Genomic DNA, 18,213 nt, shown 5'->3' on the forward strand with positions numbered 1-18,213 from the left:
TGTCACTCCACTTCCTCTAAGCTTAATACAACCTTTAAAGCTTCTTGACTATCAAACATTTCGTATGCCTTTTCAATATCTTTAAATGCCAATCGATGAGAGATGATGACACTCGGATCTAAATCCCCATCCTTGATTTTTTCTAGTAAGATTCCTCCATACTTCAAAGGGTTCCCAACTATAAACTTTAAAGATAACTCCTTTGCAAAAGCATTTTCGGTATTAAATGGCATTTCTTTAGAATGATGTGCACCTACACACACTACATTTCCTTTAGGGCGAACTATATCAAATGCTGTTTGTAATGTGCAGTCCGTTCCCACGGCTTCTAATACAACATCCACGCCTCTTTTTTCTGTATACTCATTTACTAGTGACATTTGTTGTGGTGTGATTGGGTGTGCACCAATTACTTTTGCAATTCCATGTCTATCTTCATTAGGTTCAACAACAAAAATCTTTGAGGGTTTAAACAATTGAGCACTTAATACTGCCATCAAACCAACTGGTCCTCCGCCAATTACTAATACACAATCCCCTTCTTTAATGTTTGCTTCTATAGCACAAGCATATCCAGTAGATAAAATATCCCCTACAAATATCGCTTTTTCATCTGATAAGTTATCGGGAATTTTTAATAATACTTGATTTGCAAATGGCACCCTTACCCTTTCAGCTTGTCCTCCTGGATAATATTCTCCTACCACTTCACCATACCCAAACAACGAAGCATTTTCACAATGATAATGTAGTTCTTTTTTACAATACCAACATTCACCACAAGCGATAATATCAGAAACAACTACTCTATCACCGATGCAATAATCTTTCACTTCACTTCCTACTTCTTCTACAATTCCTGTGAACTCGTGCCCCATAATACTACCGTATGCAAAATCCTTTAATTGACCACGATACGGATGCATATCAGTTCCACAAATAGATGTCAATGTTACTTTAATAATTACATCTTTAGGATGCAGTAGTTTTGGGCTAGTTTTATCTTCAATTGCAATCTTTTTTGTATTCTTCAAAACGGCAGCTTTCATTTATACTCCCCTCACTTAGAAACATCTTGAACCGCTTAACAGACTTAGGGTCCAATTGAATATCAATAGAACTCTCATTGCTTATTAATCGGCCACTTTGCTCTTTCGGTGTATGGTTAATTAAAAGGCATTCATTATAATCTTCATAATATAAATAATGAACATCAACAAATGGATTTGAGAATTCTATAGGAGACACAATTCCTTCCTCATCAAGAATCACCTTGTATATTTTATAAAACTCTTCTGAATCCATGGAATATGGTCGGTTCAACAAAAGTTCCATAGGGAAATTAATATAATACACCTTTCCCTTTCCATACATGTTGCAGGTAATTGCAGGTGTATTAGACTTTGTAAATCTAGTCAATACATCTGCTGTTGTCTCTTTAATCACTGGAATTTGATTACTTACATCATTTCCCCAATCTATTGAATGAGAACACCCCTTATAATTAAAGTGACTAAAAGCATCTTTATCTAACGAAAAATCACATAATTCAATACCAAATAAATCACCTATACCGTGTCCATACAAATAATCTCCAGTTGAGTAGATTAATGTGCCACCATACTTCACAAATCTTTTTAAGTTCTCTAAATCCTTAGCTGTTAACTGATTATTAGAAGGTACAATAAGTACTTTGTATTGCAATAAGTTATCCTTGCAAAATTCTACTGGGACATGAGCTTTTTTTAGTAATAAAAATGCATAAAAATTTGAGATAGAGTTTTTAGTAAACTTCACCTCTGAGTCACTGTTTTCTTCTGAACATTCAGATATAAATATCCCTACTTCTTTTGTAACTTGATTTCCATTTTGTATTTCTCTAGATATTTTCATGCATTCTTTTAAATTGTTAATACTCGCTTTAGGTTCTCCTAATAAATTATAGAAACCAACGAATCGTTCTCCCGGTCTTAAATCATATGGCTTCTCTGTACTCTCGAAATCCTTCCAGCACCAAGAGATCAGCCCATTCGCACCGTGTAAAATACTACTTAACCCGCTAGTCAACATATAATCAGCCCTTATGTCATCTGAACATCCATATAAGCCAAATTCATCAACAATACACTCCCCATAGATAGAAGCGATTGATACTAAAAATGAAACATATAATGATGACTTCCAGGAATCATTAGATTCAATGTTAAAGTCTGTCCACAATGGGAAACCGTGCACCGCTAATATATCTAACTGTTTTTCAATATGAGAAATATGAAAAGCATTATTTCCAACAATAGATAAATGATCAGTTCCCAACATCACTTTCCCAAATACATTTCCCCTATTTAATGCTATTTTCATTTCCTTCAACCACTGCTTTGCTTCTGTTGCGCCTAAAGAAAGTGAAGTTTCTTTATTTACATATACAATTTCATCACCAATATCATAATATAATATATTTTTATACTCTCTTAATTCTAATCCTATAAACTCCAAAAAATCTTCTGCTCTCTTTTTCAAATTAGCATCTTTCCACAAATCCGTTGATTCTGTCCAAGGTAATTTAAATAATTGTCCATTCATCCAAATTGTTAAAACCGAAGGGATACAATATAGATTTGCTTCATTAGCTAACTGGATAAAACGATGTAATCTTTCTACTACAAGCTTGTTATACCTTCCTTCATCCGGCTCGAAATCCTTCCAAAATAAGAAGAACCTTACTACATTGTATCCTTCCTTTGACATGAGTAATAAATCTTCTTTAATCTCACTCTCATTCCAATTTGTCCAATAATGACAACCAGCATTAGAAGGATGATAATTAAATCCAAAGTACACGCCTTTTATACCTCCTCTTTCAAAGCCGCCTCTAACAATTCACATACTAAGTGAACATCGTCTTGAACCATCTGAGGATGCAGAGGTAATGTAAGCTCTTTATCCGCAATATCTTCTGCTACTGGACAAAGACCTCGTTTTGTCCCTTGCTCTTTCCTAAACAAAGTAAATAGATGGCATGCTGGATAATGCACGCTTGTTTGTATTCCTTTCTCCTTTAAGAAATTAATGATATTATTTCTATTAACTTCTTTTGGCAATAAAACCGGTAAAATATGATGACTACTTTCAGAAACACAAATAGACTCAAAGGGTACTAATAAACCGGAAATACGACGAAGGTTTTCCCTATATAATTCAACTAGATTTTCTCGCTTACTCTGGTTAGAATCATATTTTTTAATTTGCTCAATACCAATTGCAGAGGCGATATCAGTAGTTCTATAGTTCATCCCTACTTCACTCACATCATATGTAGTAGGACGCCCTTTATGCTTATCCCAAGAACTAATACTCATAGAATGTGATCTAAATAAACGCGCTCTTTCATGCAATTTCGGATTGGAAGTTACAAGCATTCCACCCTCACCAGTTGTAATATTTTTAGTAGAGAAGAAACTATAACATCCAACATCTCCAAGTGTTCCTAAAAATCCTTCTTTCGATTTAATAAATGGCCCATGCGCAACATCTTCAACCACTTTTAACCCTTTATTTTTAGCAATTGCTAAAATATTTGTCATATCCGCACTATAACCACCATAGTGAACAACGATAATTGCTTTCGTTTTACTAGTAATATTCCTTTCGATAGATTCTATATCCATATTAAAGTCCAGTTCACTGACTGAATCTACAAAAATTGGAGTAGCACCAACCATTTTAACTGCATTGGCAGAAGCGACGAATGTCATTGAAGGAACTAGTACTTCGTCTCCAGGCCCAATATCTAGTACTTTCATCGCTGTATGCAATGCAGCCGTACCACTATTCATTGCTACACCAGGTAACTTAACCTCCAACTTTTCAGCAAACACTTGTTCAAATCTTTTAGTTTGTTCTCCCATAGAAATCCATTTAGACTTCATTGCTTTCTCTACAGCAAGTAATTCTTCTTTCCCAATTGTTAAATCGTATAGTGATATTTTCCACTCCATAACTTATACCACTCGCTCTTTTTCCATTAGATCTTCACTCTCTGTCTTTAGAATTTTTTTCCTGTTTTTTTGGAAGAATTCTTCTGCTTCATCTAATCCTTTTTTTGTCCCAATATCCATCCAAACTCCTTCATGGATATTAGACTTTACTCTTTTATTAGAATTGATTAATCTTTGTAAAAATTCAGGTGCTCCTAGTTTTTCCCCCTTTTTAATGCAGTTAAGTGATTCTGGATTTAACATGTAAATCCCTGAAGAAATCAACACATTTTGCGAAGGCTTTTCTACATAATTAACAATATCCCCTTCACTATCCCGCTCAATCACTCCAAAATCCACATTCAAACCGTACTGGTATAACATAACCGTTCCAACGGCTTTAGATTTAAGATGATCTTTATAAAACTTACCAAAATCAATATCGGTTAGAATATCTGCATTCATTAATAAAAATGGCTCATTTAAATTATTAATTAAAGCTAATGGACCAATTGTACTCAACTCTTTATCTTCTATTGTATAGTCCAATGATAGACCTAACCATTTTCCATCTCCAAAATAGCTTTGAATTAAGCGTGCTTTATAATTTAAGGTTAAAGTTACATGAGTAAACCCATGATATTGAAGCTGTCTCAATATAATTTCAAGAATTGGAATTTCGTTTAAAGGAATAAGAGGCTTTGGAATAACTTTCGTATAGGGTCGTAATCGCATTCCTTTCCCACCAGCCATAATAACTGCTCTCATAGAGTTGTTCCCTCCTTTTTAGTTACTTCTCCATAGATTGAAGCCATAGTCTCGGCTACTTTTTCCCATGAGTAATGATTAATTACTTTCTCATGACCATTTTCTCCATACTTTCTAGCAGTTTGCTTATGTTCTAACAAAAATTCTATATTATCAGAAATACCATAAACTGTTGCTTCAGTTATTAACCCATCAAACCTATGTTGAATAATCTGTTCTACTCCTGAGAAGGAAGCTGAAATTATAGGTTTTTTACATGCCCATGCTTCTAGGAAAGTTAATGGGAAAACATCTGCTGTTGAAGGCAAACAGAGTAGATTACAAGCCCTCAACGCAGATAATTTCTCTACTTCAGAAACCTGTTCTAAATCAATAATCGCTTCATCATTGATATAACCCGAAAATATATCTCGCGAATCTAACTGATGTGGACCAATAAACACAAACTTACTATTTGGATATTTCTTTTTCACATGCTTACTGGACTCTAATAAAATATGATAACCTTTTGACTTTAATTTCCTACCTAGAAACAGAACAATCGGATCATCTTTCCTAATATTGTATCTATCCCTAAAATCAAATCCTATACTATCACTTAATATGGGCGCCTGCGGTACTCTAGTGATTCGAGTTATACAATCTCGTCCTACTTTTTCAATAATGTTATTCTCTTCGTGACTAGTTAAAGTGATGATTTTTTGAGCTAGACGACATAAATCGAACCCCTTTTTTTCATTTCCCCATAAACTAACATCTGTTGCAGGAGTTAGAACTAAAGGAAAATCCTTGGCCAGAATTAATGCCATATCACAAAATTCTTCATCAACTAAATCGATTAAATGAACGATATCTGGTTGTAATTCATTAAGCAAAGGTAAGTAAGTTTCGGAAAAAGAACATGCTGGGATAAAAATTCTTTTTACCATTTGGTCCTGACATACATATTTTTCAGAGTGCGCTTCGCTTTTTTGTACCAAGGTAATCTCAAATTCAGAAAATCTAGCTAAATACCTTGCTGTATAAATAGCCATATTATCAGCACCAGATAATAAAGGATGGCTACTTCTGAACAGTATTAAAACTTTTTTCATGCTCTTCTTTATACCAAGTATAAGTCTGATACAAACCTTCCTCTAAAGACACTCTAGGCTTATAATCCGTTAACTCTTTAAGTTTTTCTGTACTCGGGCATCTTCGAGAAGGTGAGCCAGGAGGTGCTGGTAGCTCTTTGATTTCAGCTTCATACTTAGCAACTGCAAAAATTTTATTGCATAATGATTTAATATCAATCTCTTCATCAGAGTTACCAATATGAACAATATGACCCTCTTTATCTTCTAATAAAGCAACATTATATGTTGCCTCAACTGCATCAGCAATATAACAAAATGCTCGCGTCTGTTCTGCACCATACAAGTTAAATGGATTTTCTTTATTTAAAATTCTGTCAATTAAAGCTGGGATTACATGATCTTTCCCCATTCTCGGACCATAAATATTGTGATATCTAACCACTCTTCCCATAAAATTATATTTATTAGCGTAGTGAATTGTTAACAACTCGCCTGTCATCTTTGAACATGCGTAAGAATTTCTTGGTAAAGAAACATCTTTAATGGCTAGAGGTACGTTCTCTGGTGTAGGAATTGGCATATCAAAGCACTCTTTAGAACCATTATAAGTTTCACTCGATGAGGCAAATACAAATGATTTAGGTGGGTTCTCGGCACACCAATCAAGTATATTAATAGTGCTTAAAATGTTAGTCCTTAATACCGTCTCTGGAATCTCATTCGCATATTTCACACCATTAATAGCCGCTAAATGAAATACATAATCAAAGGATTGATTATCTAAAACACTACCTAACGGTTTAGTCAAATCACCTTGAATGAAGTGGAAACTGGATTCGTATCTTTTAAATTCTTCGTCTTCTTTAATTCTAAAAAAGTTGTCAACTACAGTAACATTATGTTTTAGTTTTAATAAATGTTTTACTAAATGAAAGCCTATAAACCCTGCTCCACCAGTTACTAAGATATTAGCCATGAAAACCAACCCCTAAATATTCATATTTTTTTTCACTTTCATTTTTAAATTTATCTTTAAAAACACCCCAAACATCAAAGATAATTGCATCTTTATTGATATTAAACTGACTTCCTTCAAATTCATCTTTATATTTAGGGTGATTATTTAAAATGATTATAATGTCACTACGTTCAATTCCCTCTTTAAAACTTACTACTTGTTTATCAAATTCTTTTTGAATTTTATCATCTTCAATCACAAAATCATGTAGAAAGACATCTGCAACTTTTTTTGTTTGTATCAGTTCTAGTACTTCCCAAATTGCACTTCCTCTTAAATCATCAGTCTCTGGCTTACCTTTATAGGCCAGACCCGAAACAAAAACTTTTACTTTATCCCATTTTATATTCTTATTTTTTAAAATTTTCGATATTTTTTCTACAGATTCTCCTATCAACTGTTCATTTTTTTCCCTTGCAGCTTTAATTATGTTTGGAAAATATCCTTTTTGTTTCGCTGAATACATTAAATGGTATGGATCTTTTGTTAAACAAGATCCCCCAACATAACCAGGTACTGCAATATTAGGTCTTGGATAATTATGATTAGCAGCTTGTACCATCTCATGGATATCCACATTATATCCTTCCGATATCTTTGCCATTTCATTCCCAAAACTATACAAGGTATCTGTATGTGCGTTACACATAAGCTTTAACATTTCTGCAGTTTCAAAAGAAGCCACTCTTACTACTTCCACTCCTAATTTTTCAAAAAGAATTTTAGCTTCTTCAAAATGTTTATCATTATCAGTTCCTATAACTTGTGGTAAACTTAATAATTCCTCCAACGCCTTACCTTGAATCGTTCGTTCTGGTGCAAAAACCACCTTAGGATTATCAATACTATTTTGGAGGATAGGAATTACAACTTCTCTAGTTACCCCTACAGGTAGAGTACTCCGAATTACAATTAAAGTTTCAGATGTCATTTTATCTTTTACAGCTTTTACAGCAGAAATTAGATATTCTAAATAAGGCTTTTCATGTTTTTTTGAATAAGGAGTTCCTACACATATAATTACATTCTTTAAATTGTCAGGAATTTCTTCGCTAACTATTAACTTATCATTATATTCTTTTTGAATAACCTCTTCGACACCTGGTTCAAATAAATGTATCGACCCATCCTTTAAACTATCCCTAACTTCTTGCTTTACCTCAACCCCAAAGACTTTTTGTCCTTTTGCAAGGAAAGCACCCGCTAGAGTAATACCCACATACCCTAGACCTACTATACACACATCAGTTAGCTCTTTATCTTCTACATAAATCATCGATACTCTACTCCTTTACATAAATTTCTTTCCAACTCTTAGGGATTTCTTCTACATTTTTTATTTCATGAGGTAACTTATAAAATGCTAAATTACTCATTAAATATTCTTTTAACACTTTTTCATCAAATCCATTTTCTGAACTTTTAACATATGCAATGATTTTCTCTCCATATAACATATCTTGTTGACCAATAACTCTAGTTTCTTTGACACTTGGATACTTCATCAGGAGATTCTCTATTTCGGTTGGATTTACTTTTCTCCCAGCAACATTTATAAAATTTGGTGATCTTCCGAGTAAAAATACTTCATTGTTTTCTATCTTTCCGTAATCCGCAATTACGTACGTGTTATTAACTACTGGGTTTTGCTCCCCTAGCTCTGTTAAATAACCTCCAAACACTGTTTTACTTCTAATGGTTATATGACCATTAACATCTTGTTCAGCTCGTACATGTGGTAAAAGATGTCCTACTGATTCCGGAGAAGCTTTCTTATCCGGGTGTGTCGCTGCAATCATACCCGTCTCAGTACTACCATAGACTTGTTGAATAGAGAGTTCATACTTTTTATAAAAAGTCTCTTGGACATCATTATTAAGGGGACCTCCAGATGATATTAATAAACGTAAAGGAGCTAAATCCTCCTTTTTGACTTTATTTGCTTGGTTAAGTAAAGAATACAGAACTGGTACCCCAAACAATATTGTTGGCTGCGACTTCCTAATAACATTAACGACCCTTCTTGGGGTAGGGTTTTTACACAAATATAATGCAGCTCCACTGTATAAAGCCACTAGACAGGAACCAATTAATCCATACGAATGAGTTAATGGAACTGTCGAAAGAATTACATCAGAGCGCTGTATTTCAAACCATTGTTGGTAAGCAGAAGCACCATCCCATAAACTCTGATAAGGAATTTTTGCAATTTTACTCATGCCTTTAGTTCCAGAAGTTAACATATATATGTAACCTAAATCTATATTTTTATAATCATTAGGTTGAATTGCATTTTGATAAACATATGTATAGGTATATGTCGAAAACTTTGAAGCTAATTTATAGTTATGATCATCAGGCAATATCCACATATTAACATTAGAGATTTTACTAACTCTTTCTATTTCAAATTCTTGTGACTGAACATCCATTAGGATGACACAACATTCTTGATTTATTATTGTTAATAATATAAAAAGTGACTCCATAGAATGATCTATGACTAGACCAATCTTTTCACCTGCTTGTACATATTTAAAATTCTTACTAATAGCATTAACTTCATCTAATACTCTAGAGGGAGAATACATTGTTTCTTCATTCACAATACTTATTTTATTACCTAGATTTATTTGTTCTTGTAATAAAGCCTTTATTCTATTCATCTATCTAACACCTTTAATCAAAAATATAATTTACATAACGAAAAACAGAGCCAATTATGTGGATTTCTAAAAAATATTTATTAACTTCAGACTCATCTAACAAGCCATGGGCTCCAGTCACCGGTATTAGTTGATCTAACATTTTTTGTTGGCTTTCCATGATTAATTTGATGTTTTCTATATAGTCCTTAAAAGTAATTAATTCTTTGTCTAGTTTTTCAACAAAATCAATCAAGTATAGTTTATTTGAGCTATATTCAGTAAAACCCTCTGCTAAAATTTGCGCGACCATTTGATGCTTATGAATAGGCATTCCAAATGTAGTTCGATTACGAGAGTATTCAATACAATTTTTCAGAACTTGTTTTAGTGATAGCAACTGTAAAATCGGCAAGAGCAAATAATTGAGGTTCTGATACACTATTAACTCTTTTGTCGATTTCAAAGTACGATAGACTTGTTGTTCTTCTAAATCTATATCCACCATTAAGATAGTGTAATCATTTAATTCGATTTTATGAAAAATATAAGCAGAATCTATTTTATAAACTTTATTTTTGTATAAAGAAATAATACTGCCACTATTTTCGATTTTTTTTTCTTTTATAAGCATATATCTATTCTTTTGAATACTAATTGGAAATAACAAATATAAATTTTCAATTTGCAAAAATTCATATCCTTTTTTCTTTACATCTCGTATAAACTCTCTTATATCTGTTATATCTTTTTCACAAAACTCTTTTACTAATTGATAATTATGTGCTTCTTTCTCAGTCATTATCATAAAATCCACTTCCTTGTTAGAGTAGGTTATGCTTTGCTAGCCATTGTTCATTGAAAATAGTATCTAGATACTTAGTACCATTATCGGGACAAACCGCCAGTACGCTGCCAGAGTCCCTAAAATATCCACCTAATTTCATAGCAGCATACACTACAGCGCCTGAGGATCCCCCTAACAATAAGCCTTCTTTCTTAGCCAAATCTCTTGCTGTTTTAAAAGCATTATAATCACTTACTTTTTCATAACCATCAACATGTGTAGCGTCAAAAATTTTGGGTTTAAAATAGTTACCAGGACCTTGTTGTAAATAAGGGGCTTTTTCTCCACCAAACAAAGTGGATCCCTCAGGTTCTACCCCGTATATTAAAAGATCTGGCTTTCTCTTCTTTATTTCTCTAGAGATACCAGTGATTGTTCCTCCAGTACCGACACTTACAACTATCGCTTTGGTAGTTTCATCTATTTGTTTTAGAATTTCTTGTGCTGTGGATCGTTGGTGGGCATACGGGTTCATTTCATTATCATATTGACTTAAATTTATAAAATTATCATTCTTTTTAAGTAATCCTTGAATATATTGAATCCTATACTCAGTCAAATCTGCATTTTTAACTTCAATAGAACCCTCGACCATTCGGACTTCAGCACCATATGCTTTTAATAAATTCAGCTTCTCCTTGGGAATATTTTCATCCGCTACACAAATAACATGATACCCTTTCTTTTTTGCATATAAAGCCAATGCTATCCCTGTATTACCTGAAGTAGATTCAATTACTGTCATTCCAGGCTTTAACTTTCCTAACCTTTCTGCTTCATTTATCATTTCGACCACAGGTCTATCCTTCACACTTTTCCCAGGATTAAAACTTTCTAGTTTTAGATACACATTGTCAAAGCTTGCGATCTTATTTAACTTTACGACAGGAGTATTTCCACATAATTCAAATACATTTTTAACATACTTCATTACCTTACCCCTTCTCATACCTGTATTAAATCCCTAGTGCTAACTCTTTCATGGCTTTTAGAGGATAACTTTTCTAAAAGTCCATCTAAATATCTATCTCCGTTATCCGGAAAAATCACAACGATATTTTTACTGCCTTCATTTTCTTGTTTTATTTTATTTGCTACAAATAAAGCAGCTCCCGATGACGGACCAACTAATAGACTCTCACTAGCCATTAACTCCTGACACATATTAACCCCTTCTGAATCCCCCACATAAGCTACCTCATCTACTAATTCCATCTTTAAATTCGGTGGAGTAATATTCCCGCCAATCCCCGTCATCTTTCTTGGAGAAGGCTTGCCACCAAATATTGTAGATCCTTTTGCATCTACAGCAATAATTTTCACATTAGGAATATGTTCTTTAAAAAACTCTCCACACCCAGTGATTAAACCTGCTGAACTTACAGGTATTACAAGATAATCAATATTTCCTTGTAAGGCATTATAAATTTCATAAGCGGTTCCTTTATAATGGGATTCAGGATTTTTTTCATTATCATATTGATTAGGCCAAAAAGCCCCCTCATATAAATTCAGTAATTCTTGCACTCTCTTAATTCTGCTTTTTTGATACCCACCTTCTGGATCTGGGGAAGTAACCATCTCAATTGTTGCACCATAAGCTTTCATAATTTTTAAGTTTGTCTCACTTGTCCTAGGATCAACAACACAATGAACCTTATATCCTTTAAGAGCTCCAATCATGGATAAAGATATAGCTAAATTTCCTGAACTCGATTCAATAATCCGTCCTTCAGGTTTTAATAGCCCCTTCTCTTCAGCAGATTGAATCATACTCATCGCTGGACGATCTTTCATGCTCCCTCCTGGATTAAAACCTTCTAGCTTCGCAAAGATATTTACACCTTTATCAGAAAAAGATTCTAATAATATTAAAGGTGTTTCGCCTATTAAACCCAATACAGATTGTGAGACTCTATTTTTCCTCATGTTATCCTACCTCATATTATTTTTTCTTATAAAAAGCATACAAACTTAATTAAATTAAAGACATAAATGGAAAGTTATTTTTTTGTTATTATCTAAATTTTCCAACAGTGTTTTTAATCCTGAATTTTATATTAAGAAATAGCGTGATTCATTTTAGTTACACTATGAATAAGTTATAGACAAAAGCTAACCTTTTCTATCTTAATGGTCTGAAGTATGCTGTGATAACATACCCAAACTTTGTACTAGACGTAACTGATTTCATTCAGCTTGCGGTTTAAACTGTGGAAATATCAATAAACCCTGTATTTTAAATTTAAATAAGTACATTGGGAATACATTATAGAAACTATTAGAAAGTCCATTTTCTTTACTTTTAGCTCCGCGCTTAAGCTTTTTAAATGATACATTAGTTCAAATTAAGGGGTTTAATAGGGGATTCAGAGGAATAACCAGTAAAACTATAAATATTTACAAAACTCATCTTTTAAAGAAATAAGGACCTTTAGAAATAATCTAAAGGTCCTTATTTTTCTTTCAATAATTAAACTTGTTTTGCTTCTGGAGCGACTTGAGATTTTCCTTGTGGAGCAACTTGTGTTTTTCCTTCGTACATATTAACAACCTCCTTTTTTTTTATACTGCCTTTTGGCATCTTTATCATCTCATTCTTACTGCATTTTCTCCATTATCTAATTGTAAGAAAAATGTGAACTTTCCGTTAACTATTATTATTTTCTTTTTTAAAGTCACACATTCATATCTCTTGTTGTGTTACATATATACATCTATTCATGAAACATTTCAAAAAAAAGGTTACCTTTTTTGGAATTTATCCTCAAAAGGTAACCTATTAAATAAAGCAATTACAGGGATTCACGAATGGTAACTTTTCAAATGACAAAAGAAAAACTGATACAAGGAACAACACGCCATCTAACTAGCGTTATGTACCAAAATGGCCACTATATTATATAGGAGATAGAAAATCCCTCTTAGCTTAAAGTGAATTTTCTACATTTCCTTTTGGCTCTTTTATCATCTCATAACCACTATGATGATTCCATTACTCTTTAGTCATTTTAATGTTAATCCATTGTTATAGCATTACTTCATATTGTTTTTTTTCATACAATTCTCTTAATACTTGCTCGATTCCTGGAGTTTCAACTTCTATTTTTAAAATCCTAAACTGCTTAGATAATTCATTAATAAGTTGTGGAACTTCTTCATGCGTACTAACTTCAAAATATAATGTATTTTCTTCGCGTTTTATAGGGAGAATACTAGGAGTCTTATTCATATCTTCTGGTGATACTTCAATTATCAATACATCTTTTCTAGTTGTTTTTCTTTTTAAACTCTCTTTCGATCCATCAAACATTATTTTTCCTTGATCAATTAGTACGATTCTGTTACATAACTTTTCTATATCATCCATGTTATGTGATGTGATAAGGATTGTGGTTCCCTCTTCTTTATTTAAAAACTTAAGAAATTCTTGTATTTTAAGCTTTGCTAAAACGTCTAAACCTATGGTAGGCTCATCTAAAAAAAGAATCGGTGGTGAATGTAGAAGGGTTGCAACCATTTCACCTCTCATCCTTTGTCCCAAAGATAACTGGCGTACAGGTCGGTCCAAGAAATCTTCCATATCTAAAATTTCAACAAAATTAGCTAATCTTTTCTTATATACCTGAGAATCAATTTTGTAAATAGCTTTCAATAATTCAAAGGAGTCCTTTAGTGGTAAGTCCCACCATAACTGCGTTCTTTGTCCATAAAGTACTCCTATATTCTTCGCGTGTTCTTTTCGATTCTTACTAGGTTCTTTTCCTAAAACAGTAAGTTCACCCGATGTTGGAGTAAGTACACCAGAAAGCATTTTTATAGTTGTCGATTTTCCTGCTCCATTAGGCCCTAAATATCCTACTATTTCTCCTTCTTCTATATACATATTTATATTATCTACTACTTTTTTCTTCGTACCTTTTCGACCAATAATTTGATTTAACATAAAAAAAGAATCGCTACTTTTCGAATATACAGTGAACTCTCTAGATAAGTTTTTAGCTTGAATAATCACAATACACACCTCCAAAATATAAGTAATTAAGATCCTGCTCCTGAATAAAATTTAATACAAAAATTCCAAAATATATAACTTAAAATAGCTAATATAGCAGTTACACCTATGCAAATCAATATAATGTGGTCATTAAGCAAATATGAACCCTTTTCTAGCAAACCAGCACTAGGATAGTAGCCTATAAATCCAATTGGTAATATAAAAGTTAGAAAAACTTGTATCCATTTTGGGAAGATAATGATAGGGTAATTATCAACATTGGTATAAATTGTGTCCAACATTTGAAATAAACCGCCACTTTGTAAGGTAATAAATGATGTGGACCCTAGGATAAGATGGATGGATACAGATACTATTGATCCACATAGAATCAATAAGACTGTATATAAAATTGTGACTATCGTCCATCCCTCGATATGAAACCCTGCGTATATTAAAGCACCGGTGGCATAAATTACAGTTCCTAGACTATTTATATTAAATTGCTTACTTGCAAATTGTAGTAACGAGTTCATCGGACGAATAAGTATTCTATCGAATTCTGCATTACGCACAAATTGGTCAATTTCCATAATGTGAATAAAGAAAAGTAGCCCTAAAGAATAGGCCAGCATATTAAATGATGAAACAAATAAAATTTCATAAAAATCCCATCCCGCTATACTAGGGAAGTTTCTTGTCAGTACCCAAATAAATAAAGTAGAAAAAATCCCAAAGCATGTAACACAAAAAATCCCTAAAAAAAAGTTAAACGGATATGCCATTCTTGAACGAATATTTGCTCCTTGCATTTTAAAATATAATTTTAAATATTCCATATCTGTTCTCCCTCCTTATCCTCCTGCTACTACAAGCAACCTTTGGAAGTACCTAACAATTAAACGAATCATAAGTACTAAAACAACAACCCAAATCCCCTGAAAAGCAAGTAATTCCAGAGTATTTTGAATATTGATTCTATCTGTTATAATTGATAGAGGAATATCATACATTCCCCTAAAAGGTAAAACTTCTGCGATTTTTTGTAGGAATTCTGGAAAAAACCACAGGGGGATCAACTGTCCCGACAAAAATGAGGTCGCTAAACTCACAACTATTTCAAACCCCCAAACTTCTACAAAAACAAAAGCGAGTAATGCAATAAAAAGCTGAATACAAAAATTTATAATAATACCAAATGTAATACTAATGATAAAAAATAACCACATAAGCCAAGAACCACTTACTTGAATAGGAAAAATAAATAAGGTAATTACTGCAATCGGCAAAACAACCGTGAGTATATTAGCCAATATCATTCCTAAAGAGCGAAATAGCATTGCAAATTCAAAATTCCAAGGACGTTGAAATTCATGTGCAATTTGACCATTTTGAATTTTTTCGCTTACTTCCCAAACAATTGTAGGTGTATATAAAGATTGCAATATGATTGCAATAGTCATATAGGTCAACATATCACTTAAAGAAACATTTACACCATTAGCGGGAGGATTTTCATATAACACCGTCCAAACTTGTCTTACTGCAAACACTGCGATGATTGTCGCAATGACTTTAGTTAGTACATTAAATTTATAAACTGTAGCATTCTTTAGAGTAGTTATCATTAATTTACTGTACATTCTTTCGCCTCCATTTAATTATTTGAACATCTCAATCGTAACATAAGAACTTGACACCTTTTGTCATATATACAGAAAAAATTTTAAGAAAAGAAGGTTAAAGATATGGCTAAAACAGAACGTCTCTTTAATATATTGTTAAAGATTAACACAAAGAAACACTTTACTATAAAAGAACTTTCAGAAGAATTTAATGTCTCCACTCGTACAATTTCTAGAGATTTAAATGAATTATGCAGTTTTGGTATCCCGCTTTATTCAGAAAGAGGGCCGCATGGTGGATTCCGTTTAATTAACCAAAATGGTATATTACCATCTATTGCGTTCTCTCACGATGAAGCAATCTCATTATTTTTTGCATGTCAATCCTTACAATATTATAATTCTCTACCTTTTGAAAATGACGTAAAATCCGCATTGGATAAATTTTATCATTATCTTCCGTTGGATTTTAAAAAACGAATAGACTCAATGAGTAAACGTATTATCTTTTTAACTCCTAAAAGAAAAGAAAAAAACCTATTTTTAAAAGAGGCAATGGATGCTGCAATAAACCAAGAAGTTATAAAAATTGAGTATGAATCAAAAAAAGGAAAATCAAAAAGAGTCATCCAACCGATAGGGGTGTATAGTTGTAATGGTTATTGGTATTTACCAGCATATTGCTTTATACGAAACCAAAATAGACTATTTAGAGTAGATAGAATTAAATCCTTTGAAATAAAACACGGATTTCACCTTAAAAAAGACTTTACTAACCTATCATTAGATCGATGGTTTAACACTATCGACTCTAAACCCTCTGAGTTAGTGAGGTTACAAGTTTCATTGACTAGAGAAGGTGTATTAAAATGTGACTTTAACCCCTGGGTTAGAGAAAATATTCAATTATCCGAGAATGGATCTGGTACAATTAATACACATTTAAACAAAGAAGAAATCCCTTATATGAGTGAATTCTTTTTTGGACTCGGTACCGACGCAAAAGTTCAAGAACCTGCTGAAATGGTTAACCTAATAAAAAAACAAGCTGCTAATCTTTTAGGTATGTACAATTAACAAAATCAACATATTAAATTAATTACCTCCCTCTCCTATTAGGATTATTGAGAGAAAGGGAGGTATAAATACTTTTATATACTATAACAGCCAACTATTTTTTACTGACAGCAACAATACCTTTGGTACCCTTAATATAAACTTAACTTCTTTCCAACGTTATGATTACGTGCTTTTTCATACAATTCATATGCACATGAAATGTCTTCTATTGCCATTCCCATTGGATTTAAAATAATTATTTCCTCTTCACTTTCTCTTCCTGCTTTTTTCCCAGAAACGACTTCTCCTAGTTCAGCATATAACATGTCTCTTGAAAATTTACCTTCTTCAACTAATTGATTAATTACTTTCTTTTCCCGATTAGCTTGATCCCAATCATCTACAATTACTTTATCAGCCTTTAAAAAAGTATCCTTCTCTAAGTCCATAATTGAGATATTACTAACAAATACACCTTTTTTTAACCATTCTGCTTGAATATAAGGCTTATCTGTAACTGTACATGTTACTAAAACTTCAGCTTCTTCGACAACGCGTTTAAGGTTAGTACAAACCTCAAACTGTACATTGGTATACCTCATCCCGAATACATCTGCAAGCTCATTTGCTTTATCTGCAGATAAATCATATAAGTATACACTTTTGATATCACTGAAATTTTCCAGCATAGATTGCAAATGTTTGTTAGCTATTAAACCACACCCTATAATTGATAAACTTTCAAAATTTTTCTTTGCCAAATATTGTGCAGCCACTACAGTAACTGCAGCTGTCCTCATCGAGCTAATTACACTACCTTCTAGAATAGCGACTGGAAAGTTTGTTTCAGGATCATTTAGAATGATTAGTGCACTAGCACGTTCCATGTTTCTTTTTATTGGATTGTTATATTTACTTCCAATCCATTTAATTCCTGACACTGCTGGTTCACCCAAATATGCAGGCATTGCAATAATTCTATCTGCAATATGCTCCTCTGTTTGATACGTCTTTAAATAAGGTTTCAATGGCTGACTAAAATTCTTTTCCGAATGTAAAACTAGAGCTCTTCTGACCGCATCTACATAAATTTTAGAACTATTATTACCCAAGCTTAAAATATCTTCTCTATTCAAATAAAGTATTTGCGGTTTTGTACAATCCTTTAACATGTTATTCATCTCCTTCAGCTATTTAGAAC

At 32.7% G+C, this 18,213-nt stretch carries 16 protein-coding genes; 1 reads left to right on the forward strand and 15 read right to left on the reverse strand.

Annotated features, from left to right (window positions below; translation table 11 throughout):
• Positions 1-2: 2 nt before the first annotated feature.
• The 14 genes from BAMA_RS15000 to BAMA_RS15065 all read right to left on the reverse strand — a co-directional run bounded on the left by BAMA_RS15000 (position 3) and on the right by BAMA_RS15065 (position 15,971).
• Positions 3-1,049 (reverse strand): alcohol dehydrogenase catalytic domain-containing protein, encoded by a 1,047-nt coding sequence (locus BAMA_RS15000; RefSeq protein ID WP_034640528.1) that lies wholly within the window; start codon positions 1,047-1,049, stop codon positions 3-5.
• Positions 1,006-2,841, reverse strand: a complete 1,836-nt coding sequence (locus tag BAMA_RS15005) for a beta-galactosidase trimerization domain-containing protein (protein ID WP_034640530.1) — start codon at positions 2,839-2,841, stop codon at positions 1,006-1,008. Before BAMA_RS15005 ends, BAMA_RS15000 begins: the two co-directional genes overlap by 44 nt.
• 5 nt (positions 2,842-2,846) lie before the next feature.
• On the reverse strand, positions 2,847-3,998 hold the full coding sequence (locus BAMA_RS15010; RefSeq protein WP_034640533.1) for a DegT/DnrJ/EryC1/StrS family aminotransferase: 1,152 nt from the start codon (positions 3,996-3,998) through the stop codon (positions 2,847-2,849).
• Between the two features lie 3 nt (positions 3,999-4,001).
• Positions 4,002-4,745 carry a nucleotidyltransferase family protein gene (locus tag BAMA_RS15015; RefSeq protein ID WP_034640536.1) on the reverse strand — a complete coding sequence of 248 codons (744 nt, stop codon included), beginning with the start codon at positions 4,743-4,745 and terminating at the stop codon, positions 4,002-4,004.
• Complete coding sequence (locus tag BAMA_RS15020) at positions 4,742-5,839, reverse strand: glycosyltransferase family 4 protein (RefSeq protein WP_034640538.1); 1,098 nt, start codon at positions 5,837-5,839, stop codon at positions 4,742-4,744. Before BAMA_RS15020 ends, BAMA_RS15015 begins: the two co-directional genes overlap by 4 nt.
• Positions 5,808-6,797 carry an NAD-dependent epimerase/dehydratase family protein gene (locus tag BAMA_RS15025; protein ID WP_034640540.1) on the reverse strand — a complete coding sequence of 330 codons (990 nt, stop codon included), beginning with the start codon at positions 6,795-6,797 and terminating at the stop codon, positions 5,808-5,810. The genes BAMA_RS15020 and BAMA_RS15025 overlap by 32 nt, the downstream gene beginning before the upstream one ends.
• Entirely contained in the window at positions 6,790-8,115 is a 1,326-nt protein-coding gene (locus BAMA_RS15030; RefSeq protein WP_034640541.1) for a nucleotide sugar dehydrogenase, read from the reverse strand. The genes BAMA_RS15025 and BAMA_RS15030 overlap by 8 nt, the downstream gene beginning before the upstream one ends.
• Before the next feature lie 7 nt (positions 8,116-8,122).
• Entirely contained in the window at positions 8,123-9,505 is a 1,383-nt protein-coding gene (locus BAMA_RS15035) for a class I adenylate-forming enzyme family protein (RefSeq protein ID WP_034640544.1), read from the reverse strand.
• A 13-nt stretch (positions 9,506-9,518) separates the two neighbouring features.
• Complete coding sequence (locus tag BAMA_RS15040) at positions 9,519-10,292, reverse strand: acyl-CoA dehydrogenase family protein (RefSeq protein ID WP_034640546.1); 774 nt, start codon at positions 10,290-10,292, stop codon at positions 9,519-9,521.
• 16 nt (positions 10,293-10,308) lie between these two features.
• Positions 10,309-11,262 (reverse strand): PLP-dependent cysteine synthase family protein, encoded by a 954-nt coding sequence (locus BAMA_RS15045; RefSeq protein WP_034640547.1) that lies wholly within the window; start codon positions 11,260-11,262, stop codon positions 10,309-10,311.
• 14 nt (positions 11,263-11,276) lie between these two features.
• Positions 11,277-12,260: a 2,3-diaminopropionate biosynthesis protein SbnA gene (gene sbnA / locus BAMA_RS15050; protein ID WP_034640548.1), complete on the reverse strand. Its 984-nt coding sequence runs from the start codon at positions 12,258-12,260 to the stop codon at positions 11,277-11,279.
• 1,099 nt (positions 12,261-13,359) lie between these two features.
• Positions 13,360-14,346 (reverse strand): ABC transporter ATP-binding protein, encoded by a 987-nt coding sequence (locus BAMA_RS15055; RefSeq protein ID WP_051758969.1) that lies wholly within the window; start codon positions 14,344-14,346, stop codon positions 13,360-13,362.
• A gap of 26 nt (positions 14,347-14,372) precedes the next feature.
• A complete protein-coding gene (locus BAMA_RS15060; RefSeq protein WP_034640551.1) occupies positions 14,373-15,167 on the reverse strand; it encodes an ABC transporter permease in 795 nt (264 codons plus the stop codon).
• A 15-nt stretch (positions 15,168-15,182) separates the two neighbouring features.
• Positions 15,183-15,971 carry an ABC transporter permease gene (locus BAMA_RS15065; protein ID WP_034640552.1) on the reverse strand — a complete coding sequence of 263 codons (789 nt, stop codon included), beginning with the start codon at positions 15,969-15,971 and terminating at the stop codon, positions 15,183-15,185.
• A gap of 105 nt (positions 15,972-16,076) precedes the next feature.
• Between BAMA_RS15065 and BAMA_RS15070 the strand changes: the two genes are divergently transcribed.
• Positions 16,077-17,030 (forward strand): helix-turn-helix transcriptional regulator, encoded by a 954-nt coding sequence (locus tag BAMA_RS15070; RefSeq protein WP_034640555.1) that lies wholly within the window; start codon positions 16,077-16,079, stop codon positions 17,028-17,030.
• A 131-nt stretch (positions 17,031-17,161) separates the two neighbouring features.
• Here the strand turns inward: BAMA_RS15070 and sbnB are convergent, their stop codons facing one another.
• Complete coding sequence (gene sbnB / locus BAMA_RS15075) at positions 17,162-18,184, reverse strand: 2,3-diaminopropionate biosynthesis protein SbnB (RefSeq protein ID WP_034640557.1); 1,023 nt, start codon at positions 18,182-18,184, stop codon at positions 17,162-17,164.
• Positions 18,185-18,213 lie beyond the last annotated feature (29 nt).

Origin of the sequence: Bacillus manliponensis (assembly GCF_000712595.1) — a bacterium.
In the GTDB taxonomy this organism is placed as follows: Bacteria; Bacillota; Bacilli; order Bacillales; family Bacillaceae_G; genus Bacillus_A; species Bacillus_A manliponensis.

Excerpts from the sequence above, each read along its gene's own strand:
- sbnA (WP_034640548.1), bottom strand. The coding sequence starts at position 12,260 with ATGAGGAAAAATAGAGTCTCACAATCTGTATTGGGTTTAATAGGCGAA.
- sbnB (WP_034640557.1), bottom strand. The coding sequence starts at position 18,184 with ATGTTAAAGGATTGTACAAAACCGCAAATACTTTATTTGAATAGAGAA.
- BAMA_RS15045 (WP_034640547.1), bottom strand. The coding sequence starts at position 11,262 with ATGAAGTATGTTAAAAATGTATTTGAATTATGTGGAAATACTCCTGTC.
- BAMA_RS15010 (WP_034640533.1), bottom strand. The coding sequence starts at position 3,998 with ATGGAGTGGAAAATATCACTATACGATTTAACAATTGGGAAAGAAGAA.
- BAMA_RS15000 (WP_034640528.1), bottom strand. The coding sequence starts at position 1,049 with ATGAAAGCTGCCGTTTTGAAGAATACAAAAAAGATTGCAATTGAAGAT.
- BAMA_RS15040 (WP_034640546.1), bottom strand. The coding sequence starts at position 10,292 with ATGATAATGACTGAGAAAGAAGCACATAATTATCAATTAGTAAAAGAG.
- BAMA_RS15070 (WP_034640555.1), top strand. The coding sequence starts at position 16,077 with ATGGCTAAAACAGAACGTCTCTTTAATATATTGTTAAAGATTAACACA.
- BAMA_RS15015 (WP_034640536.1), bottom strand. The coding sequence starts at position 4,745 with ATGAGAGCAGTTATTATGGCTGGTGGGAAAGGAATGCGATTACGACCC.
- BAMA_RS15060 (WP_034640551.1), bottom strand. The coding sequence starts at position 15,167 with ATGGAATATTTAAAATTATATTTTAAAATGCAAGGAGCAAATATTCGT.
- BAMA_RS15025 (WP_034640540.1), bottom strand. The coding sequence starts at position 6,797 with ATGGCTAATATCTTAGTAACTGGTGGAGCAGGGTTTATAGGCTTTCAT.
- BAMA_RS15065 (WP_034640552.1), bottom strand. The coding sequence starts at position 15,971 with ATGTACAGTAAATTAATGATAACTACTCTAAAGAATGCTACAGTTTAT.
- BAMA_RS15030 (WP_034640541.1), bottom strand. The coding sequence starts at position 8,115 with ATGATTTATGTAGAAGATAAAGAGCTAACTGATGTGTGTATAGTAGGT.
- BAMA_RS15035 (WP_034640544.1), bottom strand. The coding sequence starts at position 9,505 with ATGAATAGAATAAAGGCTTTATTACAAGAACAAATAAATCTAGGTAAT.
- BAMA_RS15020 (WP_034640538.1), bottom strand. The coding sequence starts at position 5,839 with ATGAAAAAAGTTTTAATACTGTTCAGAAGTAGCCATCCTTTATTATCT.